This window comes from Arminella tubonensis (assembly GCF_003240585.1).
In the GTDB taxonomy this organism is placed as follows: Bacteria; Pseudomonadota; Alphaproteobacteria; order Rhizobiales; family Rhizobiaceae; genus Rhizobium; species Rhizobium tubonense.
Genome location: NZ_PCDP01000075.1, coordinates 26,663 through 48,580 on the forward strand (window position 1 = coordinate 26,663; position 21,918 = coordinate 48,580).

Consider the following 21,918-nt stretch of genomic DNA (forward strand, 5'->3'; position numbering starts at 1 on the left):
CATTGCGTCTACACTTAAGATCGCCTGAAATTGACGACATAAATAATAAAAATTTAGCAGTTTATACCGAAAATAGCTGCTGATTGGCGAATCAGCAGCCATCTATAGTTCGGATTCTGGATTGATACTTTGTCGGGGCTGTCGCCTTGAAACCTATTTGGTCGCATCCAGGTTAAGAGGTTTATCCGCGTACTTCTTCGCAAAGGAGCGAACGAACTCTGCTTCCTGCGAGCGGTCCTCCAGGTGCCACAAGCCCTCGCGCACGCCTTCGACGGCAAGCGACACGACCGCAAGCTCGATGCCTTCGCGAACCGCAAGAGCGCCCGGATCGTTGCGCGCCTGGCCCAACTCGACTTCGAGCAATTCGTTGGCTGTCGCAAATTTGTAGGCGCTGCCTTTGACTTCGACGGAGTAGATCTGCTTGGTCGTGGTCGTCGAGGCCAGGATTTCGCCCGTCTGGACGCTGACCGCCCGAAGGCTGACGGTGACGACGTCGGAGCGATACTGCATATCGCCGCCGATGCCGAGATATTTGGCGCCGGCGCCGCCGCTCAGTTCATTCGAGTCATATCCGACGACGCCGCCCTCGAGCAGGATGCCTGCGAAGCGCACCGGCGGCAGGCCACTCTTCTGCCCGTAGGACTTCTGTGTGTTCTCGATCAGCGTCCGTTCCTGCACCAGATCCTTCAACCCGGAGCGCTCGACAACGCGGAACCATTTGCCGCTGCCGGTCTTCTTCAGCACATCGATCAGGATGGATGCACCACCCTGTGTCACGGCGCGGCTGTATTCGGCAAAGCTCTCATTCGGCTTGGCCTGCCCCGTCAGATCCGGGAAATCGTAGACGGCAACGTCAACGGGTATTGAAGGTGCTGGAAGGGTCTGGACTCGCGCAGTCGTCTTCGTCGGAGACGTAAGAGCTGCCGCCGGTGTGTCAAGCTTCTGCCCTGTCTGGCATCCGGCCAGCAAGAGCGATCCGGCGACAGACACCGCGATGATCTGAAATTTCATATTTCCCCCGCCATTGCGCGATACTGTAAACAGCTCACGAATTACTTGTTCTCATTGAGATCGGTGTATAACCACAGAGTCTTGAAGTTTTCCTAATACGAAAACTGTAAAAATGTGGGGATAATACGGAATAATCCGTTATCTATATTTCCGACGACAACAACTCCAGGTCCGCAAATCAAAAATTAATTTACCTTCGCTTAACGCTGGTAAATTCGTGCGTCAACTACCATCGAAGTCGTGGGAATTCAGAATCTCATTTTTGGGTGCTTTTTCTAATTCATACGGAACTGGCAAAAATGCCGCAGCCTAATCAAAAAATACTACGTCTATGCTCAATCACCTATTAACCGCGCCCTTGCCCACCGTCGGCCACGCATCAGCTTCGGCCTCGATCTTGACGATTGCCGAAGAGCCCCGATCAACGGTAGGGAATGGATTATTGGCCTTGCGGGCTGCATTTCCCGCCCGTTTCCCGCCAACTGATGCCGTTTTGCGTCCCGAAGTGGCGGGAATATCGCCCTGGCGCGCCGTGGGAGGGGTCTGAGCGATGTAAGCGCTGGTTTCGCCGGCAGAGGTCTGATTGATATATGCCTGCGCACTCGCACTCGTGGCAATGCAAGAAAAAATGCAGCCAATTACGGTAAATATTGCGCTCTTTCCATGTATCGACATGATGGTTTCTCCCGGCCAGCTGGTTTTGTCGGAGACCTTATTGTGCATTTCCGTATAAATGGCAATTGTACCGAGTAGTTTGACTCCGCTCAAGTTCCGTGGAACAGAACTGCGAAATGTGCTTCAGAGGGAGATTGAAATGTCATTCAAGGTTGGGAACCGCGTCAACATCCACCTGGCGATGGCGTTTTTAATTGCCGGTACCGTGCCGGCCTTGGCTCAGCAGACCGGTCCGCTGTTTTCGACGCCGGCTTCGCGCTCGACGACCGGCGCGCCTATCCTGAACGATCCGAACAAGCAAAACGGTGGGATCATTCCCAATACGACCGGCCGACCGTCGACAAGCGCCCCGCGCCAGGAGAAACAGTCCGCAGCGCCTGTTTCGGCTGCACCCGTGCAAAGCGGCGGCAAATACAAGAATTGGGACCTTCAGTGTTCTGAATTTGCAAAGGGACAAAAGCGTTGCCAGGTCACAGGAAACGTCATGTCGCCGGATGGCAAACAGGTTATCCTGGTCATGAGCCTTGCATCGGCTGCAGATGGCAAGGCGATCGTGACGCAAATGGCGGTGCCGCTCGGCATCGCCTTGAAGGCCGGTGTCAAGATTGACGTCGACGGCGCCTATTCGACCACAATGCCCGCCAGCCGTTGCACGCCGCAAGGTTGCCTGGTCGAAGGGAATGTCGAAGGCGCGATGATCGAGGCGATGAAGACAAAGCCGGCCGCCACGATCACTGTTGCGACACCCGATGGAAAGGCGATCCCGATCAAGTTGCCGCTTGACGGGTTTGCCGAAGCACTCGCAGCCATGAAGACAGCAGATGGCGGCGGCAAGGCTGTTCAATTCAAATAACTTGCAGGCTTTCATTATCTAGGTAGCGGCAGCAGTGCCGCCCATGTCGTCACCGGAATTCCTGGGCGGCAGCGGGCATGGCATGTTGCGTCATGCCTTTCGGCCTTGTGTCATTCAATAAGGGCTATAAATTTGATAGGGTAGCGACGTTCGGGGAACCGGCGGCGCGCCCATTGCGTTTGGTCGACCGGATCCTGACGATAGGGCTCGCAATATCCAGGCTGGCAAAAGCAGGAGTGCCTTTTGAGCTATGACGTTGCCGTCGTCGGGTCGGGATTTTCGGCAATTGCCGTGACGATCAATCTTCTCAGGCTGTTGCCGTCCTCCAGTTCCGTTGCGGTGGTTGGCGACGATCCCGGCTTCGGGCGCGGCACTGCCTATCGCACCGAACTCTATCTCCACCGGCTGAATGTCCCGGCGGGAAGAATGAGCGTATTTCCAGATGAACCGGATGATTTTGTCGAATGGCTTCTGCAGCAGGGAAAGCCGGTCGCGGCCGACGATTTCGCCTCGCGTGGAGACTATGGGCGCTATCTGCGCGATAGGCTTGCCTCACTGTTGCGTGACCGCACCGGCAGAGCCAACGTCGACTTCATCAAGGCGAAGGCGAGGGCCTGTGTCGAATGCTCGCGGACTGGCGTCGTCTTTCACCTCGACAATCAGGTGGAGTTGACCGCGAAAAACGTGGTGCTCTGTCTTGGTGTCGGCAATGCGCAGTTGCCGGTCCCGCCCTCCCGCATCGATCCGCAAGCCAGGGCGCATATCGTGGGCAATCCCTGGCGGCTCGGCTGGCTATCGAAGGTGAGGATAACAGACGAAATCTGCATCCTCGGCTCCGGCCTGACAATGGTCGATCAGGTGATTGCGCTCCGCGCCCACGGCCACCGCGGGCGGATCCATCTGCTGTCCCGCCGCGGCCTCCTTCCGCACTCGCATGCGGCGCATCGGGCACCGTTCACGCCGACCCTCCCGGAGCGAACTACGGAGATCAGCGCCATCCTCGCGGCTTTACGCCTGGCTGCGAAAAACGGCGGCGATTGGCGCGGATTGATGGACGGACTTCGCCCGATGACGCAGGGCATATGGCAAGAATTGACCAAGCAGCAACGGGGTCGCTTCCTCCGGCATGCCCTGCCGTGGTGGAATATTCATCGTCATCGCATCGCGCCGGCGGTGTTTGCCCAATTCGACGCGCTTGTCCGCGACGGCACGGTCGTCGTCCATGCAGGATTTCTTCAATCGATCGAAGAGGAAGGGGCGAGGCCGATCCTTCGCTATCGTCAGCGGGGCAGCGATGAAATAGAGGCGTTGCGGGCGGACTGGATCGTCAACTGCACCGGCATGGAACGAGCCGGGATAGGCCACTCTCCGCTGCTGCGCGAGATGCAGGCCGTCGGAATGGTCCGCGCCGACGATCTGGGGCTTGGCATATCGGTTGATAGCCAGTCGCAGGTTCTCGGCACCTCCGGCGAGCGGCAGCCCGGCTTGTTTGCTGTTGGCGCTCTGACGGCCGGGCAGTTCTGGGAAATCACTGCCGTGCCTGACATTCGGGTGCAGGCAAAGAAGGTCGCCGAAAAGATCGGCGCAGAAATCCAGGCCGAGGGAGCGCAGCCACATCCCGGAAAGGCATAAGCGTTCTGCCTAGGCCTTACGCATGGCAAATGGATCGATAGGCATCAGCCTTCGGGCAGCGATGCCTATCTGAAGTTTTCTGCCTATTGCAAAGTCCGGGATTGGCCGCCTTGGGCGGCCCGGCCTTCAGCACCGGCGCGGACGTCGTCTGTGGCACTCTCGCGGTCTAGGCCAGTTGCAACGACGGATACCCGGAAAGTACCATCCAGGCCCCTGTCGAAGATGGCGCCGACGACGATGTCGGCGTCCTCGTAAACTTCTTCACGGATGCGGGTTGCGGCCTCGTCCACCTCGAACAGCGTCATATCGAGACCACCGGATATGGATACAAGGACGCCTTTGGCACCCTTCATGGACACGTCATCGAGCAGCGGATTTGCAATGGCAGCTTCCGCCGCCTTCAAAGCCCGTCCTTCGCCCGAGGCCTCGCCTGTTCCCATCATGGCCCGGCCCATATCCTTCATTACCGACTTCACGTCGGCGAAGTCGAGATTGATCAGGCCTTCCTTGACGATGAGATCGGTGATGCAGCCGACACCTGCATAAAGAACGCGGTCGGCGATCACGAATGCGTCGGCAAAGGTGGTCTTTGCATCGGCTATGCGGAAGAGGTTCTGGTTCGGAATGACGATAACGGTGTCGGCGCTTTCGCGCAGCCGCTCGATACCCTCGTTGGCAGTCTGCATGCGGCGCTTGCCTTCGAAGGTGAAGGGCTTGGTAACGACGGCGACCGTCAGAATGCCCGCCTTTCGAGCCGCCTGTGCGATGATCGGGGCCGCGCCGGTGCCGGTGCCACCGCCCATGCCCGCGGTCACAAAGCACATATGGGTGCCGCGCAGATGATCCATGATCTCGTCGATCGATTCTTCGGCAGCCGCGCGTCCGATTTCCGGCAGCGAACCTGCACCGAGGCCCTCGGTCACATGCGAGCCGAGCTGGATCAGTCGCGATGCCTTCGACATGGCAAGCGCCTGCGCGTCCGTGTTGGCTGCGATGAATTCAGCACCCTGCAATTTCTCGGCGATCATGTTGTTGATCGCATTGCCGCCGCCGCCGCCGACGCCGATTACGGTGATCTTCGGTCTCATTTCCGTGATTTCGGGTCTATTGAGATCGGCCATTTATTTTCTCCTTGCGCAGTTGCCTGCGGTGCCGGTGTCGAAGTCTGCGGTCTGGAAACTGCAACGTGAGAGCCAGGCAAGTTGGGGTACGAATCAGATTCGTCCTAGCTTATACATTCAACAAGGCGGAGAGCAGGCAGATATGCATGCGCAACGCTATTCCGACATCAGGCCGTCGAATACCTCGAGCATTGCGTCGGCGATGGCCTTGCCGAGGGCAGCGCCGTTTTCCTGAAGCGCTACCTCATCCATGTCACGTGCGGCCAGCGCCAGCGCCGATCCCTCCGTCCTGACGATCTCCTGGGCGCGCTGAATTGCCCAAAGGGCAAAGTCGCTTCTGCCACTGATTTCCACTGTGTCCATTTGCCCCTCCCGGTGTCTTGCCGCGGTGGTTATATGCGCCTTGCGAAAAAGTCGAGCAGCATCGGCAAGGCGACCGACTTGGCTGCCACGTGACGGACCTCAGCCGGCAGGCGATCGAACCGATCGCTCGTTATTCGGCGTCTTTTTCCGCCGCCGGGCGGAATAGCTCAAGGCTCTCGGCCGATTTAGGTTCAGCTTCCCTAGCCTTCGGCGTCTTCTGCCGCGGGGCCTTGTTCGTGCCAACTGCGTCAGTCGGCGGCTTGGCCGTCTCGCTCTTTACCGAAGCCGGGGCCGCGACAGTGGGCGTCTCGTCTTTTTTAAATCGTATCATTTGCAGCTCCGTTCGATGGTTTTTTATTTGCTCGCCAGGATCTATTCCGGCGTAAAATCTTGCCGCAGCTCGGCCTGTTGCTCTCGCAGAACAGGTGGAGCGGCACTGTCTATCGGTTTGCTGCCGACAATTGCTTGACCAGTTCGCGGACCTTTTCCGTGCCGTAGGCGATGTCTTCGCGAGGCAGATGAACGGTGATCTCAACGGATTCCGTCAATGCCCCGTTATCCCTGGCATAAATGACAGCGGCGCGCAGGGATCTGAACTCGACCGAGGCGACGCCCGCGACCCAGAATTGAACCGAACAGGGGGTGTATTTATAGTCGGTGAATGCCTGGTTGGGGTCTAAAGCCATGTATCGGTCTTCCTCGCCGCAAGGGCGCCCGCAGCCGGAAACGCCGGCGCGCGATACCCAAACCGATTCGCAGCCAAAGGCATTTTAGTTCAAGCCCTTGATCTTGTGAGCAGCCCTATTGGACGAATCACGGTCGCCCTTGTGCAAGGTGAGAATGCGCCGGGCATCCTCAATTCCAATACCGTGGCGTGCTGCAAACCCCGCGGGTTCGTAAGGATCGTTAGGCGGCGATTTCTTATGCGTCGTTTGCGCCGGGGGCATGGGGCATTCTCCAGATTGCTACTTTTTGGATTTCAGCTGGTGCGTTACATCTGCTCTTAGCAGTAAATGGCATGCCGCGTCCCGCAGTTATGTGCAAAGTCGAGAGACAATCGCGCATTAACGCTTCGACTTCGGACCAAAAGGCCGCAGAATAGGGGTACTGAGGCTCTCCCGTGCAATTCTGAAAAGCGTCTTCGCCCTCGCCGATCTGCAACCGCGACACTGCTGCGGACACCAACGGTGGACGCCTGTTCAGCTTCGTGTCAGGTGCTGACCGTAGTTTTACATATTCGGTTCGGGAACTGAGGTGCGATAAACGTGGCGATTAGACCAATGCTATACGGCTTGATATTTGTCGGAGGGCTCCTTGCCATCGTCATGATGATACCGACTATCAGGTCGAGCCCACCGGGCTCGGTTGCTCTCGGCATTTCGCCGCTCGCGTCCCTTCGGCAGTAGCCGATCTCAATTCAGACGGATTCGCGCTCGACCAAATCACCCTCGACCTTGATCTGCGGCGCGCGTTGCGTTGGCCGGGCCATCTGCTCGATCAGAAATTCGGCCGCGATCGAGCCCATTTCGAAGTGCGGCAAAACAACCGTTGTCAGCGGCGGGTGCATGTATTTGGCAATTTCCCGGTCGTCATAACCCATGACCGCGACATCCTCCGGAATGCGAAGGCCGAGTTCCTTCAGCGCCTCGTAGCAGCCAGAAGCCATCATGTCGTTGGCACAGAAGATCGCGGTGGGTGGCGAGGCCAGAGCCATCAGCTCCCGGGTATGATGATAACCTTCCGAGGGCTCCCAGTTGCCGTTGCGAATGAGATCGGGATCGACGGGCAGGTCGGCAGATGCGTGCGCCTGCCGGTAGCCCTTGAGCCGATCGCGCGATGCATCCATGCGGGGTTCGCCGTTGATCATGCCTATGCGCGCGTGGCCGGCGCGAATGAGATGATCGGTCGCCGTGTGTCCGCCAAGGGTTTCTGCCGGCAACACCGACGGTGCCGATCGATCCGAAAGGTAGCAGTTCAGCAGGACGGTCGGAACGCGCCGGGGAAGGTCGAGGCGTTCGATCCGCCTGGTGTGGATCGTTCCGTAGATCAGCCCGACCAAAGGCTGGGCCAGGATGCCCTCGAGGACGGCATGCTCGAGACTTGGGTCGCCACGCGTGCTCGCCGCGGTGATGGTGATCCCGTATTCCCACGCCTTCTCGCGAGCGCCGTCCATCGCCAGGCACATCCATGGGTCAGTCGAAAATTCGTTGACGACGAAGGCAATGGTGCCGGCGCTGCTCGATGCCGAAGGCTTTCCCGCCGTCAGCTTGTAGCCGAGCTTCTTGGCCGCATCATGCACGCGGCGCCTGGTATCGGCGGACAGGCGCGCGCCCTTCGCATCGTTGAGCACAAGCGAAACAGTGGTCTGCGATACGCCTGCTTCCAAAGCAACTTCGGTCATCGTCGGGCGTCTGACCGCGAGTGTCTCGACGCTCTCGCCTAGCTCGGGCTGCATTTTTTTGTCTGAGTGGTCCATTGGCGCATCATACGGTTTGAACGAAAAGTTTCAAGTGGGATCGCTTCGCGCTATGCGCATATATTATCATACTTATCTCTTTGTTTTTGTGAGAACAATAAATTCATATTAGAAGAGTCATTGACAATTATTAGCACCGGTGACAGGCTTCCGCTGACGCTGCTTGCGTTGTCCGCCTTGGGGGGAGCCTTTGACGGATAGAGTGGAAAACATGCCTATTGGGAGGTACTTGCAATGGATATTACCCGTCGAAATTTCGTCCTTGTTTCCGCAGCGGGAGCTGCAGCCGCGCTCGCAGCCGTTCCGGCATTTGCCGAGGTGCCGAAGCTCAAGGAAAAGAAGGTCTACAAGGTCGGCTTCGCCCAGTCTGAAAGCAACAATCCCTGGCGTCTCGCGGAAACGGCGAGCATGAAGGCTGAAGCCGAGCGGCTTGGCTATCAGTTCGTCTACACCGATGCAGCAAGCTCCGCTGCAAAGCAGGCATCGGACGTCAACAGCATGATCGCCCAGGGCGTCGATGTCATCTTCCTGCCGCCACGCGAAGACAAACCGCTGGTTCCGGCGATCAAGGCAGCCAAGAAGGCCGGCATTCCGGTCATCCTAATCGATCGCGACGTCGATCATAAGATGGCAAAGCCCGGCGAAGACTACCTGACCTTCATCGGTTCGGACTTCGTCAAGGAAGGTCAACGCGTCGCAGAATGGCTGATCAAGAAGACCGGCGGCAAGGCGACGATCATCGAGCTCGAAGGTACGACGGGTTCCTCACCGGCAAACGACCGCAAGAAGGGCTTCGACGAAGCTATCAAGAAGGAAGCCGGGATGAAGATCGTCGCCAGCCAGGATGGCGACTTCAACCGTGACAAGGGCCGTCAGGTCGCCGAAACGCTGATTCAGGCCCATCCCGAGGTCACCGCCATCTACGCTCACAACGACGAAATGGCGATCGGCGCCATCGCGGCACTGGAAGCCGCCGGCAAGACCCCCGGCAAGGACGTGATCATCGTCTCCATCGATGGCGAGAAGGACGGCGTTCAGGCTATCGTCGACGGCAAGATTGGCGCCATCTGCCAGTGCAGCCCGCTGTTTGGCCCCATCGCGTTCAAGACGATGCAGGACTACGCTGCTGGAAAGAAGATCCCGCCATTCATCAAGAACGAAGATAAGTTCTATGATGGTGACAATGCAAAGGCAGAAGTGGCGAACGCATTCTAAACACGTCAGCCTTGCGATTATTGGCCTTCCCCTTGATCGGGGAAGGCGTCGGGAGTGAAGAATGAATACAAATTCGGTCAGCGGGCCGTCTCCAGTCATGCTCAGCATGTCCGGTGTTGAAAAGAGATTTGGCGGGGTCGTCGCGCTCAGCGGGGCGGACCTCGAAATTGGACATGGCGAAGTCCATGCTCTCGTCGGTGAAAATGGCGCGGGCAAATCTACGCTGATCAAGGTGCTGACCGGCTACCATCGCAGAGACGCCGGCCAGTTCACTTTTCTCGGGCAACCGTTCGACGTTGCCGATCCAAAGATGGCGCAGGCGCGCGGCATCGCCACAATCTACCAGGAAATCAACCTCGTGGGCTTTCGGTCGGTTGCGGAGAATGTCTGCCTCGGTCGCCCGTTCGGTCGTTTCGGCTTCATCAACTGGACTGCCTTGAACGCCGAAGCCGAACGGCTGCTCGGTCGGCTGAACCTCTCGATCGACGTCCGCCGACCGCTCGAGGACTTTTCCATCGCCACCCAGCAGATGGTGGCGATTGCCCGCACGCTCGGATTTTCCTCGCGTCTGGTGATCATGGACGAACCGACCTCGTCGCTGAACGACCGCGAGGTCGAGGTGCTCTTCAATGTGATCCGGCAATTGAAGTCGGAAGGCGTGTCGGTCGTCTTCGTCAGTCATAAGCTCGACGAACTCTACGCGATCTGTGACCGGGTTACGATCCTTCGAGACGGACGCACGGTCAAGACGGCGGCGATGAGCGAGATCAGCAAGCTCGAACTGGTCGCCGCCATGCTTGGCAAGGATTTAGGCCGCATCGAAAAGAGTGGCGTTACCGGCTTCGGCAGCAAGTCGACTGGCCAACACGAACCCTTGTTGGCCGCCCAAGGCCTGGCGCACCGGCCGCGCGTTCATGATGTGAGCTTTTCCGTCGGCAAGGGCGAGATCGTCGGGATTTCCGGCCTACTCGGCGCCGGTCGCACGGAGACCACGCGGCTCGTTTTCGGAATGGACAAGCCAGAGAGCGGCAGCTTTGCCTATAAGGGCACAGCCTTCGCGCCGGTGTCTCCGAAGGACGCGATTGCCGCAGGGATCGGCTACTGCACCGAGGACCGAAAGGGCGAAGGCATAATCCCGCTGCTTTCCGTGCGTGAGAACCTGACGCTGGCCCTTCTTCCGATGCTGACGAAAAACGGCATTGTTGACGAGGCGAAGCAAAAACAGGTGGTCGATCGGTTTATAAAGCGCTTCGGCATCAAGTGCTCGAGCCCGGAACAGCCGATCCGCGAACTCTCAGGTGGAAATCAGCAGAAGGTACTGCTGGCACGCTGGCTGGCGCTTGATCCGGAGCTTCTCATCCTCGACGAACCGACGCGCGGCATCGATGTCGGTGCAAAGGCCGAAATCCAGGCGCTCATCCGCGAACTGGCGGAAAAGGGTCTTGGCGTGCTGATGGTTTCTTCCGAGATCGAGGAAATCGTCGAAGGATCCGACAAGGCCTACATTCTTCGTGACGGACGAACGGTTGCTACTCTGAAAGGCGATGGGCTGACCGCCGATGCCATGCTTGGCGCGATGGCGCACGGGGCCGACCCCGCATCTCCATCCGAGGTCGCTCAAGGAACAGGCCGATGATAGATGTTTCCACCGCGGCCGCACCCCGGCGATTGCCGCAATTTTCGCTGGCAAAACACGGAGCGTTTCTGGCGCTCCTGGCCTTGCTTGCCTTCAACCTGTTGTTCACACCGCACTTCGCCTCGCTGCAGACCTTCAACGTCAACATGACGCAGGTGGCGCCGATCGTCATCGTTGCGGTCGGCATGACGCTGGTCATTGCCACTGCAGGCATCGACCTCTCGGTCGGTTCGCTGATGGCGGTTGCCGGCCAGCTGGCGCCGCTGATCTTTCTCGACAAGGTGCTGGGGCTTCCAGTGTACCTCATCATTCCGCTCGCCTTTATCGTGCCGCTGATCGTGACGACGCTGCTGGGGCTCTTCAACGGCATTCTCGTCAGTCACTACCGTATCCAGCCGATTGTCGCCACGCTCGTCCTTTATATCGCCGGCCGCGGGATCGCCCAGGTCCTGACCAACGGCAACCTCGTCACCTTCCGCGAGCCGAATTTCCAATGGATCGGCCTTGCTCGGCCGCTCGGAGTGCCGGTGCAGTCGATTGCCATGGTCATCTTCGTGGTTGCAGCGATCTGGCTTGTGCGCAAGACCCTTTTCGGCCGCTCTGTCCTGGCTGTCGGGGGCAATGAAACGGCCGCCTATCTCTCAGGAATGTCGGTCGGCAAGATCAAGCGCCGCGTCTACATGATCAGCGGCCTCTGCGCCGGTTTCGCCGGCCTGATCGTCATTGCCATCAACTCGTCATCCGATGCGAACCAGGTCGGGCTTGGAATGGAGCTTGATGCGATTGCGGCGGTTGCTGTTGGCGGTACGCCATTTGCGGGCGGCAAGGCCAATCTCGTCGGAACGCTGCTCGGCGCGCTCATCATCCAGTTGGTGCGCTATTCGCTGATTGCCAACGGCGTTCCGGATGCGGCAGCGCTGGTGGTCAAGGCCGGGCTGATCGTCCTTGCCGTCTGGCTGCAGAGACATGGAAAGAACGGATGATGACAAGCAGAAAATCGCTCTCCGAATTCATCGGACGTTACGGTGTCATCGCCGCGTTGGTCGCCCTCATCATCTTCGGGGCGCTGCGCTACGACAACTTCCTCGGCGAGTTCAACATCCTGACATTTATGCGCTACAACTCCATGTTTGCGCTGGTGTCGCTGGGCATGGCCTTCGTTATCATGACCGGCGGTATCGATCTTTCCGTCGGCGCCGTTGCAGCTCTTGGCAGCGTCGTCTCCGCCATGGCCTCGCCCTATGGGTTTGTGCCTGGGCTTCTGGCCGGCGCTGGGGTCGGTCTTGTCGCCGGGCTGCTCAACGGTCTGATGGTCACGCGTCTAGGCATATTTCCCTTTATCGCAACCTTGGCGATGATGCTCGCCGCAAAGGGCACGGCCCTTTTGTTGTCCGGTAACGCATCCGTCGAAGTCGATTACGACAGCACGTTCACGGTTCTTGGCCAAGGAGACCTTTTCGCCTTTCCTATCCCGGCATGGATCGCATTGCTGTGCTTCATTGCCGGGTCAATCGTTCTCAATTTCACCGAAATCGGGCGGACCACTTTGGCGATTGGTGGAAATGAGGATGCAACGCGGTTGATGGGTCTTCCGATCGACCGCGTCAAGCTTATGGTCTACGCCGCGAGCGGAACCTTGGCCGCGATCGCCGGCGTCATCCTCGCCTCCCAGTTCGGCGCCGGGCAGCCGATCGAAGGGCAGGGATGGGAACTTTTCGCCATAGCAGCCGTGGTCGTTGGCGGGACGTCGCTGATGGGCGGCAAGGGATCGGTCGGAACGACACTTGCCGGTGTCGCCCTGTTGGGGCTGATCTTCAACATTCTCAATTTCGAAAACGGCCTCGGCTGGATCAGCCTGTCCGCTTACTGGCAATCGGTCGTTCGCGGTGTTTTCCTCCTGATTGTCGTTGTCCTCCAGACGCGGCTCGGCAGGCGTGACCTGGAGGAGAGACTGGGTTAAACCTCTGACCCAGCCGATCGCGCATACGGAGGAGAGCGAAGCATGGAGTGGAGGGGAAAACGTGTTCTGGTGACTGGTGCCGGCAAGGGCATTGGTCGGGCGACCGCTATAAAGCTTGGCCATCGGGGCGCAACCGTGATCGCCGTGACGCGCAGCAAAGACGATCTCCGGACGCTGGCGGCCGAGATCGACTGCCAGCAGGTTTGCGTTGATGTCGCCGATGGCGATGCACTCCGCACGGCGGTTTCGTCGGCGCTGCCGGTCGACATGCTTGTCAATTGCGCCGGGACAACCGTGCTTTCCTCCTTCATCGACACCGATCCGGAAGAATTCGATCGCGTCATCAGCGTCAACACCAAGGCGCCAGTTATCATCGGGCAGATCGTGGTGCGGGATTGGCTGCGCCGCGGCGTTCGCGGCTCTATCGTCAATGTCTCCAGCGATGCCGCACGTCGTGCGGTTGCCGACCACACCGTTTATTGCGCATCAAAGGCAGCGCTCGATGCGGTGACACGGGTCATGGCGCTCGAACTCGGGCCGTCGGGCATCAGGGTCAACAGCGTCAATCCGACGGTGACGATGACGCCGATGGGAGTGCTGGCATGGAGCGATCCGGCAAAAGCTGACCCCGTCAGGGCGCGTATCCCGCTTGGTCGCTTCCTTGAACCGGATGAAATTGCCGAAGCCATCTTGTTCCTGCTGAGCGACGAGGCAAGTATGATCAACGGCGTCTCATTGGCCGTCGACGGCGGGCTCGCGATTACGTGAACGCCGAGCGTTGCATTGCAGCTATTAATGTTATCGAGGTAACGACTCCGTAAGGCAAATCTGGCACGCTCACCGCACGCTGCTGAATGGATTGGCCGGGGACTATCATGAACCATACGAAAGACGACTGGATCAGCCAGCGTGCCTATTCCCTATGGGAAGCAGAGGGCAGGCCGGAAGGCCGCGGTGGTGGCCATTGGGCACAGGCGGCGATCGAATTCGAACGACTGGAGCAGACCAGGGCTTCGGTCGACGGCAGCGAGCTCGTGGCAAAGCTGCGGGCAGCCAGTCGTCTGATGCAGGCCGCGAGCGGCGACGCCTCCTTGCCCGGTGCATCGTCGGCGAAGGAGACAGCTTCCAGGAAATCACGCACCGGCCGCTGATCCAGCTCCGCCGGCCACCTGCAAAAGCCATCTCGGCGGCTGCCATCAGCCGGACGCGCCAATTTCAGCAGGAATAGCCGTGCTTTTGAGCAGAATAGCTCGGCACGTGGACAAAATTTAATTCCACCACAAATTCCGTATTCATCTGCGGCCAGCTAAGGTCGCACAATGATGCTCCTTTTTGGAGCGCAGAAGAAAGGTGAATTGATGGCTCGGACTTTTCGGGTCTTGGTGTCGGTCGCGATCGTCGGCGCGCTAGGCTTTGGTGCCTACGCCACACGCGATCGTTGGCTGGGTAATGTGGAGCGAATTCTGGGGTTCGGTCAGGCCAGCGAGACCTCTCAGCAGGCGGGCAATCGGCAGGGCGGCAATCAACAATCCGGGAACCGGCAAGGCAACGGGCGGCGGCGTGGCGATGCCCAGTCTCAAGGCCCGACACCCGTGCTCGTGGCCGACGCAAAGACGACTGACGTCCCTGTCTATATCGATGGCGTCGGCTCGGTGAAACCGTTGAACACAGTGACCGTTCGCCCGCAGGTGAGCGGCAAGATCGTCGAGGTCGATTTCGAGGAAGGCCAGGATATCAAGAAGGGCGACGTCATCGTCCGGATCGACGACGCGGTCTACAAGGCAGCGCTCGACCAGGCAATCGGCAAGAAGGCGCAGGACCAGGCACTCCTTCAGAATGCCCGACTGGACCTCGAACGATATACGCGGCTCGTGCAGTCAAGCTCGGGAACGCAGCAGCAGGCAGATACCGCCCGTTCGCAGGTTGCCCAATACACCGCCGCAATCCAGTCCGACCAGGCGGCAATCGAGAGCGCGCAAGCGACCCTCGACTACACGACAATCAAGGCCCCGATCGACGGGCGTACCGGCATCCGCAACGTGGACATCGGCAACATCGTCAGTTCGTCGGATACAACAGGCATCGTCACGTTGTCGCAGATCAAGCCGATCTCCGTGGTATTCTCTGTTCCGCAACAGCAGCTTGCCAGGGTCAACGCGGCAAGTGCCGGCGGTTTGCTCAGCGTCGAGGCGATTTCCGGGGATGGCCAGACCGTCATCGATAATGGCACGCTTGCCGTTGTCGACAACCAGGTCGACCCGACCACCGGCACGGTCAAGCTCAAAGCAAATTTCGCAAACGACAAACTGGCGCTCTGGCCAGGCGCCTTCGTCAACGCGCGATTGCTGGTCGAGACGATGAAGGGCGTGACCGTGGTGCCAACGGCAGCGGTCCAGCGCGGTCCCAGCGGCACTTTCGTCTATCTCGTTCAACCCAATCAGACTGTCACGATGAAGACCGTCAAGGTAGGCCTGCAGGATGATGTCCAGGCGGTGGTCACCGAAGGGGTTGCTGCCGGCGACAAGGTGGTGACAACGGGCTTTGCAAGGCTGCAGGACGGGGCGAAGGTCGAAATATCCGGGCCTTCCGAGCCTGCAGCACCGCCAGCGACCCCCCCGCAAGACGACCAGCAGAAGGGCCGTCATCGTCACAAGCAAAACGGCACGGCCAGTGACGGAGACGCCACATCAGCCATTCCGCCCACGCCGAAGTCATGAGTGTCTCGTCGCTGTTCATCAACAGGCCGATCGCCACCTCTCTTCTGGGGATAGCGATCCTGTTGGGTGGTCTGCTCGGCTATCTCAACCTGCCGGTGGCCCCTTTGCCGCAGGTGGACTTCCCAACCATCCGGGTGACGACGCAGCTGCCGGGTGCCGATCCGGATACCATGGCGTCGCTGGTGACCGCGCCGCTCGAGCGTCCGCTCGGGCAGATCCCTTCGCTTGCATCGATGACGTCGTCGAGCGCCTTCGGCATCAGTCAGATCACGCTGCAGTTCGAGCTTGGCCGCGATATCGACGGCGCTGCGCAGGATGTTCAAGCTGCGATCAACGCCGCCGGGTCGACACTGCCCAAGACGCTTCCCTATCCGCCCACCTATGCCAAGGTGAACCCCGCCGATACGCCAATCGTCACGCTCGCCCTGCGTTCGACGAGCTACTCGATCCGGGACCTCAGCGACTTCGCCGACACGATGATGGCGCAGCGGCTGAGCCAGGTGACCGGTGTCGGCAACGTCAATATCCAGGGCGGCGTGCGGCCCGCTATCCGTATCCAGGTCAACCTGCCGCGTCTTGCATCCTATGGCCTGGCGCTGGAGGACATCCGCACCGCGATCACCGCTGCCAGCGTCGCCGGCGCTAAGGGCGCCCTTGACGGCACGCACCAATCCTTCACGCTCGCCGCCAACGACCAGATCGTCGATCCGCAGATATACAAATCCGTCGTCGTCGCCTATCGCAACAATGCTCCGGTCCTCTTGAAGGATGTTGCGGATGTGGTCGAGGGGCTGGAGAACACCCGCGTCGGCGCCTGGTACCAGGGCGAGCCAGCAGTTATCATCGATGTGATGCGTCAGCCAGGCGCCAATGTCATCCAGACGGTCGGCAATGTGCTGAAGCAGTTGCCGCGCCTGAAGGAGGCCCTGCCCGCGGGCATATCGCTCGATATCGTCAACGATCGCACGCAGACCATTCGCGCGTCGATCAACGACGTTCAGTGGACGCTCGCCATCAGCGTCGGCCTGGTCATTCTCGTCGTCTTCGTATTCCTGCGGACAGTCACGGCAACGATCATCGCCGCCGTCGCGCTACCGCTGTCACTGATCGCGACCTTCGGCGTCATGTGGTTTGCCGGCTTCAGCCTGGACAACCTGTCGCTGATGGCGCTGACGATCGGAACCGGCTTCGTCGTCGACGACGCGATCGTCATGATCGAAAACATCGCCCGGCACATCGAGGATGGCGAAAAGCCGATGGACGCGGCGTTGAAGGGCGCAGGCGAAATCGGCTTCACGATCATTTCGCTGACCTTCTCGCTGATCGCCGTCTTCATCCCGTTGCTCTTCATGACCGGCATCGTCGGCCGGATGTTCCGCGAGTTCGCGTTGACGCTGACGATCGCCGTGGTCGTCTCGGCTGTCGTATCCCTGACCCTGACGCCGATGATGTGTGCTCGCATCCTGCGCAAGCCGGCCGAGCGCCGTCGCGGCCTGCTTGCCGGTGCCGACCGGACGATGGACCGGCTTATCGCGGGTTATCGCCGAAGCCTGGTCTGGGCAATCGATCGCAGTGCGCTGATGCTGATAGTGACTGTCGTGACCCTCGTCGCAACGATCGGGCTCTATATCGTCATCCCGAAGGGTTTCCTGCCGCCGCAAGACACCGGCCTCATCACTGCCGTCATCGAGACGGAGCCCACCACCTCTTTCGAAGCGATGAAGCGGACACAGGCCGTTGTTGCCGATAGACTGAGGGCGGATCGCGATATTGGCGGCGTCGTTTCGGTCATCGGGGCGAGTTCAACCAATCTGACCTCGAACACCGGCACCTTGAGCCTCGTGCTCAAACCGCGGAACCAGCGCGCATCCTCGGCGACCGAGATCATCGACCGGCTGCGCCAAGAGGTGTCCGGATTGCCGGGCATTCACGTTACCTTCCAGAGCGTGCGCGACATCAGCATCAGCACGCGCTCCAGCCGCGCCCCCTATCAATACACCCTGACCGGTACGGATACGGCGACAGTCGTCGACTGGGCGCAAAAGCTCGCCGCAAGAATGCAGCAGTCGCCATCGCTGATCGACGTCGCCTCGGAAGTGGAGACCGGCGGCGGGCGCATCTTCGTCAATGTCGATCGTGAAACTGCCTCGCGGCTCGGCGTCTCGATGCAGGCAGTCAGCGACACGCTCAACGATGCATTCGGCCAGCGCCAGATCGCCACCATATACGGCCAATCGAACCAGTATCGCATCGTCCTCGAGGCGGGTCCGGATTACCAGGCCGATCCGAAGTCGCTCGACAAGCTCTATGTCGCGGGTGCCGGAGATGCCCAGGTGCCTCTCAACGCCTTCGCCACCGCATCTTTTACCACCGCGCCGTTGGTCATCAGTCATGACGAGCAGTTCCCCTCCGTGACGATCAGCTTCGATCTGGCGGCGGGGGCTTCGCTCAGCGATGCGGTCAGCGCCGTGAAGGCGGCGGAGCACGATACCGGCATGCCGAATTCGATCCAGCGATCCTATTCAGGCGATGCCGAGGAATTTGCCGCGTCGCTTGAAGGCGAGCCCTGGCTTATCCTTGCGGCAGTGGTGACGATCTATATCGTGCTCGGTCTGCTCTACGAAAGCGCGATCCATCCGGTGACCATCCTTTCGACGCTGCCTTCGGCCGGTGTTGGTGCGCTGCTGGCGCTGATGCTGTTCGGCCAGGACCTGTCGCTGATCGCGCTGATCGGTATCGTGCTCCTGATGGGTATCGTCAAGAAGAATGCCATCATGATGATCGACTTTGCGCTCGAGGCGGAGCGAACGGGCGGCCTTGGGCCGCGCGAGGCGATCCTGCAGGCTTCGATCCTTCGTTTCCGACCGATCATGATGACGACATTGGCCGCCCTTTTCGGCGCACTGCCGCTCGCTTTGGCCGAAGGTACGGGCTCCGAGCTCAGAACGCCTCTCGGCATCAGCATCATCGGCGGACTGGTGCTGAGCCAGCTTCTGACGCTTTACACCACTCCCGTCATATATTTGGCGTTCGAGCGCCTGCGCAGCCGCGTGGTCGGCCGTCCGACCGGGCCGGCGCCAGAGGTGGCCGACGAGCTCGGGAGGGCCTGATGAACCTCTCGAAGCCATTCATCAAGCGCCCGGTGGGCACGACGCTTCTGGCGATAGGGCTGATCATACTCGGCGTGGTGTCCTATCGTTTCCTGCCGGTTGCCAGCCTTCCGACCGTCGATCTGCCGACAATCATCGTCTCGGCAAGCCGGCCCGGCGCCGACCCTGCCAGCATGGCGGCAAGCGTCGCGGCACCGCTCGAACGCCGTCTCGGAACGATTGCCGGCGTCACCGAACTGACGTCGGTCAGTTCGCTTGGATCGACCAGTATCGTCATACAGTTCGATCTATCCAGAAGCGTCGACGGCGCGGGGCAGGACGTCCAGGCAGCGCTCAATGCGGCGGCAACCGATTTGCCGGCCGACCTCCCAACTCTTCCCTCGTTCCGCAAGGTCAATCCCGCCGCGGCACCCGTTCTCATTCTGGCACTGACGTCAGACAATGTCGCGCCGAGCGCGATTTACGATGCGGCGGATACCATCGCCGTCCAGCAGATCGCGCAGGTGGACGGCGTCGGCGATGTGACCGTCAGCGGCGCCGACCAGCCGGCCATCCGCGTCAGGCTCAACCCTGACAGGCTCTCGGCCATGGGGCTGGCGCTCGACAGCGTCCGCACCGCCATCGTCAGTGCAAGCACGCTCGGGCCGACAGGCTCGATCGACGGCAACGACAGCGCCTTTGCGATCAGCCTGAATGCCCAGCTGAAGACCCCGCAGGAGTTTGGCCGCATCATCATTCGAAGCGGCGACGGCACCGCGGTACGGCTTGCCGATATCGCCACCGTCGAACCGGGAGTCCGCAACAGCCGGTCGGATGCCTGGTACGACGGCAAGCCTGCCGTGCTCTTGAACATTACCAAGGAGGCCAACGCCAACGTCATCGCGACGGTGGATGCGGTCAAGGCGCTCATCCCCGAACTTCAAAGGGTCATCCCGGCGGGCGTCCACATCGCGATCCTTTCCGACCGGACAACGACGATCCATGCAAGCGTCGAGGATATGCAATGGACATTGCTTGCGACCGTCTTCTTCGTGATGGCCGTGGTCTTTGTTTTCCTGAGGCGGGCAACGCCGACATTGGCCGCTGGTGTCACCGTGCCGCTGTCGCTCGCCGGTACCTTCGCCGCGATGTGGGGTTTCGGCCTGTCGATCGACAACCTGTCTCTGATGGCGCTCGCGGTGTCTGTCGGCTTCGTCGTCGACGACGCCATCGTGATGATCGAGAACATATACGCCAATCTCGAAACCGGGATGAAGCCGATGAAGGCGGCGATCGAAGGCGCTCACCAGATCGGCTTCACCGTCATCTCGATCAGTCTTTCGCTGCTTGCCGCCTTCATTCCCCTCTTTTTCCTCGGTGGTATCGTCGGGCGATTCTTTCAGGCCTTCTCGCTGACCCTTGCCTTTGCCATCGTGGTCTCGACGCTTGTGTCGCTGACCCTGACACCGATGATCTGCGGACACCGGCTTCGGGCGCATGATCTCGAAAACAAGCCCGGCCGGTTTGGCCGCATCGTAGAAGGGTCGCTTTCGGCCATCATCGGCTTCTATGGCCGCACCCTCAAGGCTGTGCTTCATCACCGCGTAGCGGCGGTCATCGTGATTTTCGCCTGCGTCGCGATGACAGTCTTTCTCTATGTGAAGGTTCCCAAGGGTTTCATTCCGCAGGACGACACCGGCTTCATCCAGGGCGGCACCCAGGCTTCGACCGATATCTCCTATCCGGCCATGGTCGAACTTCAACGCCGGGCTGCCGAAATCGCCGGACTGGACCCGGCCGTGGCGGGCATCGGATCGTCGGTGGGTGGCGGCGGTTTTTCAAGCTCCATCAATCGCGGCCAGCTGCTGATCTCGCTGAAGCCTCCGTCGGAGCGCATTCCGACCGCCGAGGTCATCGACCGATTGCGCAAGCAATTGGCAACAGTTCCGGGGCTCAGCACCTTCCTGTTCTCGCCGGGCGACATCAGGGCAGGAGCGCGTTCCTCCCAGTCCCAGTATCAGTTCACCTTGTGGGATGCGAATTATGACGAGCTCGTCGACTGGGCGCCCAAGGTGCTGGCGGAACTGCAGAAACAATCAGGTTTGACCGATGTCGCCACCGACCGCCAGCCAAACGGGCTTCAGGCGAATGTCACCATCAATCGCAGCGAAGCCTCCCGGCTTGGCGTCAGCATCCAGTCGATCGACAGCGCGCTCAACAACGCCTTCGCCCAACGGCAGATCTCGACGATTTACAGCCAGCGCAACCAATATCGCGTCGTGCTCGAAGCCGACCCGACCTATGCCCGTGATCCGGCGAAAATTACCAGTCTCTATGTTCCGGGGGCAGGGGGGACGCTGGTCCCGCTGAGCAGCGTTGCATCGATCGACCGAACGCTGGCGCCCCTCGTCGTCAATCATCAGGGCCAGTTCGCGGCGGTGACAATCTCCTACAATCTGGCGCTCGGCACCACGCTTCAGGACGCCAACGACAATATCATGCGTGTCGTTGGCCAAATGCACCTTCCAGATTCGCTACATGCCGAGTTCGCCGGTGACGCGGCGACGCTTGCCCAATCATCCGGCAGCCAGCCGCTGCTGCTGCTGGCGGCACTGCTCGCCGTCTATATCGTACTCGGCATTCTCTATGAGAGTATCGCCCATCCGTTGACAATCATCTCGACCTTGCCGTCCGCCGGGCTCGGCGCGCTGCTGGCACTAGTCATCAGCGGGACGGAGCTGACCATCATCGCTTTCATCGGCATCATCCTGTTGATCGGCATCGTCAAGAAGAACGGCATCATGCTGGTCGATTTTGCCCTCCAGGCGGAGCGCAGGCTCGGGCTTTCGTCGGAAGACGCGATCTACCAGGCCTGCCTGCAGCGGTTCCGGCCGATCCTGATGACGACACTGGCAGCGATCATGGGCGCGATACCGCTGATCATCGCGACGGGGCCTGGTTCCGAGCTGCGGCGGCCGCTCGGGATCACAATCGTCGGCGGTCTCGTCATCTCGCAGATACTGACGCTCTACACCACGCCGATTATCTATCTGATGCTCGCAAAGCTTCATCACCGCTGGTCGGCCCGGAGCAACGGCGCCGCCGGGCGCTTGGTTGCTCAGGATAGCTCTGCATAGCCCGTGCGCATGTCAGGCGATCGACCGTTGTCG

18 protein-coding genes are annotated in these 21,918 nt (G+C 60.0%); 11 read left to right on the forward strand and 7 right to left on the reverse strand.

Annotated features, from left to right (window positions below; all coding sequences use genetic code 11):
• Positions 1 to 153: 153 nt before the first annotated feature.
• Complete coding sequence (locus CPY51_RS29680; protein WP_111163960.1) at positions 154 to 1,011, reverse strand: CsgG/HfaB family protein; 858 nt, start codon at positions 1,009 to 1,011, stop codon at positions 154 to 156.
• A 339-nt stretch (positions 1,012 to 1,350) separates the two neighbouring features.
• Complete coding sequence (locus CPY51_RS29685; protein ID WP_146260194.1) at positions 1,351 to 1,779, reverse strand: hypothetical protein; 429 nt, start codon at positions 1,777 to 1,779, stop codon at positions 1,351 to 1,353.
• A 46-nt stretch (positions 1,780 to 1,825) separates the two neighbouring features.
• Between CPY51_RS29685 and CPY51_RS29690 the strand changes: the two genes are divergently transcribed.
• Together CPY51_RS29690 and CPY51_RS29695 are read left to right on the forward strand one after the other, a co-directional pair.
• On the forward strand, positions 1,826 to 2,539 hold the full coding sequence (locus tag CPY51_RS29690) for an invasion associated locus B family protein (RefSeq protein ID WP_195909650.1): 714 nt from the start codon (positions 1,826 to 1,828) through the stop codon (positions 2,537 to 2,539).
• A 243-nt stretch (positions 2,540 to 2,782) separates the two neighbouring features.
• On the forward strand, positions 2,783 to 4,171 hold the full coding sequence (locus CPY51_RS29695; RefSeq protein ID WP_111163963.1) for an FAD/NAD(P)-binding protein: 1,389 nt from the start codon (positions 2,783 to 2,785) through the stop codon (positions 4,169 to 4,171).
• Between the two features lie 83 nt (positions 4,172 to 4,254).
• Here CPY51_RS29695 and ftsZ read toward each other — a convergent pair whose 3' ends face one another.
• The 5 genes from ftsZ to CPY51_RS29720 form a co-directional block, all read right to left on the reverse strand.
• Positions 4,255 to 5,292, reverse strand: a complete 1,038-nt coding sequence (gene ftsZ, locus CPY51_RS29700; RefSeq protein ID WP_111163964.1) for a cell division protein FtsZ — start codon at positions 5,290 to 5,292, stop codon at positions 4,255 to 4,257.
• A 156-nt stretch (positions 5,293 to 5,448) separates the two neighbouring features.
• Positions 5,449 to 5,655, reverse strand: a complete 207-nt coding sequence (locus tag CPY51_RS29705) for a hypothetical protein (protein ID WP_111163965.1) — start codon at positions 5,653 to 5,655, stop codon at positions 5,449 to 5,451.
• A gap of 130 nt (positions 5,656 to 5,785) precedes the next feature.
• Positions 5,786 to 5,986: a hypothetical protein gene (locus tag CPY51_RS29710; RefSeq protein ID WP_111163966.1), complete on the reverse strand. Its 201-nt coding sequence runs from the start codon at positions 5,984 to 5,986 to the stop codon at positions 5,786 to 5,788.
• A gap of 109 nt (positions 5,987 to 6,095) precedes the next feature.
• A complete protein-coding gene (locus tag CPY51_RS29715; protein WP_111163967.1) occupies positions 6,096 to 6,341 on the reverse strand; it encodes a hypothetical protein in 246 nt (81 codons plus the stop codon).
• A gap of 731 nt (positions 6,342 to 7,072) precedes the next feature.
• Positions 7,073 to 8,110, reverse strand: a complete 1,038-nt coding sequence (locus CPY51_RS29720) for a LacI family DNA-binding transcriptional regulator (RefSeq protein ID WP_244598823.1) — start codon at positions 8,108 to 8,110, stop codon at positions 7,073 to 7,075.
• A 255-nt stretch (positions 8,111 to 8,365) separates the two neighbouring features.
• On the opposite strand from CPY51_RS29720, the gene CPY51_RS29725 reads away from it, so the two are divergent.
• The 9 genes from CPY51_RS29725 (at position 8,366) to CPY51_RS29765 (ending at position 21,885) form a co-directional block, all read left to right on the forward strand.
• Positions 8,366 to 9,346: an ABC transporter substrate-binding protein gene (locus tag CPY51_RS29725; RefSeq protein ID WP_111163968.1), complete on the forward strand. Its 981-nt coding sequence runs from the start codon at positions 8,366 to 8,368 to the stop codon at positions 9,344 to 9,346.
• Positions 9,347 to 9,407: 61 nt separating this feature from the next.
• Positions 9,408 to 10,982 (forward strand): sugar ABC transporter ATP-binding protein, encoded by a 1,575-nt coding sequence (locus tag CPY51_RS29730; RefSeq protein WP_244598824.1) that lies wholly within the window; start codon positions 9,408 to 9,410, stop codon positions 10,980 to 10,982.
• Positions 10,979 to 11,965, forward strand: coding sequence for an ABC transporter permease (locus tag CPY51_RS29735; protein WP_111163969.1), 987 nt, complete (start codon positions 10,979 to 10,981; stop codon positions 11,963 to 11,965). The genes CPY51_RS29730 and CPY51_RS29735 overlap by 4 nt, the downstream gene beginning before the upstream one ends.
• A complete protein-coding gene (locus tag CPY51_RS29740) occupies positions 11,962 to 12,942 on the forward strand; it encodes an ABC transporter permease (protein ID WP_111163970.1) in 981 nt (326 codons plus the stop codon). The genes CPY51_RS29735 and CPY51_RS29740 overlap by 4 nt, the downstream gene beginning before the upstream one ends.
• A 42-nt stretch (positions 12,943 to 12,984) precedes the next feature.
• Complete coding sequence (locus CPY51_RS29745; RefSeq protein WP_111163971.1) at positions 12,985 to 13,710, forward strand: glucose 1-dehydrogenase; 726 nt, start codon at positions 12,985 to 12,987, stop codon at positions 13,708 to 13,710.
• 107 nt (positions 13,711 to 13,817) lie between these two features.
• The gene (locus CPY51_RS29750) at positions 13,818 to 14,093 is read left to right on the forward strand and encodes a DUF2934 domain-containing protein (protein ID WP_111163986.1); all 276 of its coding nucleotides are present in this window, start codon (positions 13,818 to 13,820) and stop codon (positions 14,091 to 14,093) included.
• Positions 14,094 to 14,300: 207 nt separating this feature from the next.
• Positions 14,301 to 15,659 (forward strand): efflux RND transporter periplasmic adaptor subunit, encoded by a 1,359-nt coding sequence (locus CPY51_RS29755; protein WP_111163987.1) that lies wholly within the window; start codon positions 14,301 to 14,303, stop codon positions 15,657 to 15,659.
• Positions 15,656 to 18,769 (forward strand): efflux RND transporter permease subunit, encoded by a 3,114-nt coding sequence (locus CPY51_RS29760; RefSeq protein ID WP_111163972.1) that lies wholly within the window; start codon positions 15,656 to 15,658, stop codon positions 18,767 to 18,769. The genes CPY51_RS29755 and CPY51_RS29760 overlap by 4 nt, the downstream gene beginning before the upstream one ends.
• Complete coding sequence (locus CPY51_RS29765; RefSeq protein WP_111163973.1) at positions 18,769 to 21,885, forward strand: efflux RND transporter permease subunit; 3,117 nt, start codon at positions 18,769 to 18,771, stop codon at positions 21,883 to 21,885. The genes CPY51_RS29760 and CPY51_RS29765 overlap by 1 nt, the downstream gene beginning before the upstream one ends.
• Positions 21,886 to 21,918 lie beyond the last annotated feature (33 nt).

Coding starts and splice junctions, on each gene's coding strand:
- CPY51_RS29745 (WP_111163971.1), top strand. CDS start 12,985: ATGGAGTGGAGGGGAAAACGTGTTCTGGTGACTGGTGCCGGCAAGGGC.
- ftsZ (WP_111163964.1), bottom strand. CDS start 5,292: ATGGCCGATCTCAATAGACCCGAAATCACGGAAATGAGACCGAAGATC.
- CPY51_RS29760 (WP_111163972.1), top strand. CDS start 15,656: ATGAGTGTCTCGTCGCTGTTCATCAACAGGCCGATCGCCACCTCTCTT.
- CPY51_RS29735 (WP_111163969.1), top strand. CDS start 10,979: ATGATAGATGTTTCCACCGCGGCCGCACCCCGGCGATTGCCGCAATTT.
- CPY51_RS29705 (WP_111163965.1), bottom strand. CDS start 5,655: ATGGACACAGTGGAAATCAGTGGCAGAAGCGACTTTGCCCTTTGGGCA.
- CPY51_RS29710 (WP_111163966.1), bottom strand. CDS start 5,986: ATGATACGATTTAAAAAAGACGAGACGCCCACTGTCGCGGCCCCGGCT.
- CPY51_RS29715 (WP_111163967.1), bottom strand. CDS start 6,341: ATGGCTTTAGACCCCAACCAGGCATTCACCGACTATAAATACACCCCC.
- CPY51_RS29690 (WP_195909650.1), top strand. CDS start 1,826: ATGTCATTCAAGGTTGGGAACCGCGTCAACATCCACCTGGCGATGGCG.
- CPY51_RS29730 (WP_244598824.1), top strand. CDS start 9,408: ATGAATACAAATTCGGTCAGCGGGCCGTCTCCAGTCATGCTCAGCATG.
- CPY51_RS29720 (WP_244598823.1), bottom strand. CDS start 8,110: ATGCAGCCCGAGCTAGGCGAGAGCGTCGAGACACTCGCGGTCAGACGC.
- CPY51_RS29755 (WP_111163987.1), top strand. CDS start 14,301: ATGGCTCGGACTTTTCGGGTCTTGGTGTCGGTCGCGATCGTCGGCGCG.
- CPY51_RS29680 (WP_111163960.1), bottom strand. CDS start 1,011: ATGAAATTTCAGATCATCGCGGTGTCTGTCGCCGGATCGCTCTTGCTG.
- CPY51_RS29750 (WP_111163986.1), top strand. CDS start 13,818: ATGAACCATACGAAAGACGACTGGATCAGCCAGCGTGCCTATTCCCTA.
- CPY51_RS29725 (WP_111163968.1), top strand. CDS start 8,366: ATGGATATTACCCGTCGAAATTTCGTCCTTGTTTCCGCAGCGGGAGCT.
- CPY51_RS29765 (WP_111163973.1), top strand. CDS start 18,769: ATGAACCTCTCGAAGCCATTCATCAAGCGCCCGGTGGGCACGACGCTT.
- CPY51_RS29740 (WP_111163970.1), top strand. CDS start 11,962: ATGATGACAAGCAGAAAATCGCTCTCCGAATTCATCGGACGTTACGGT.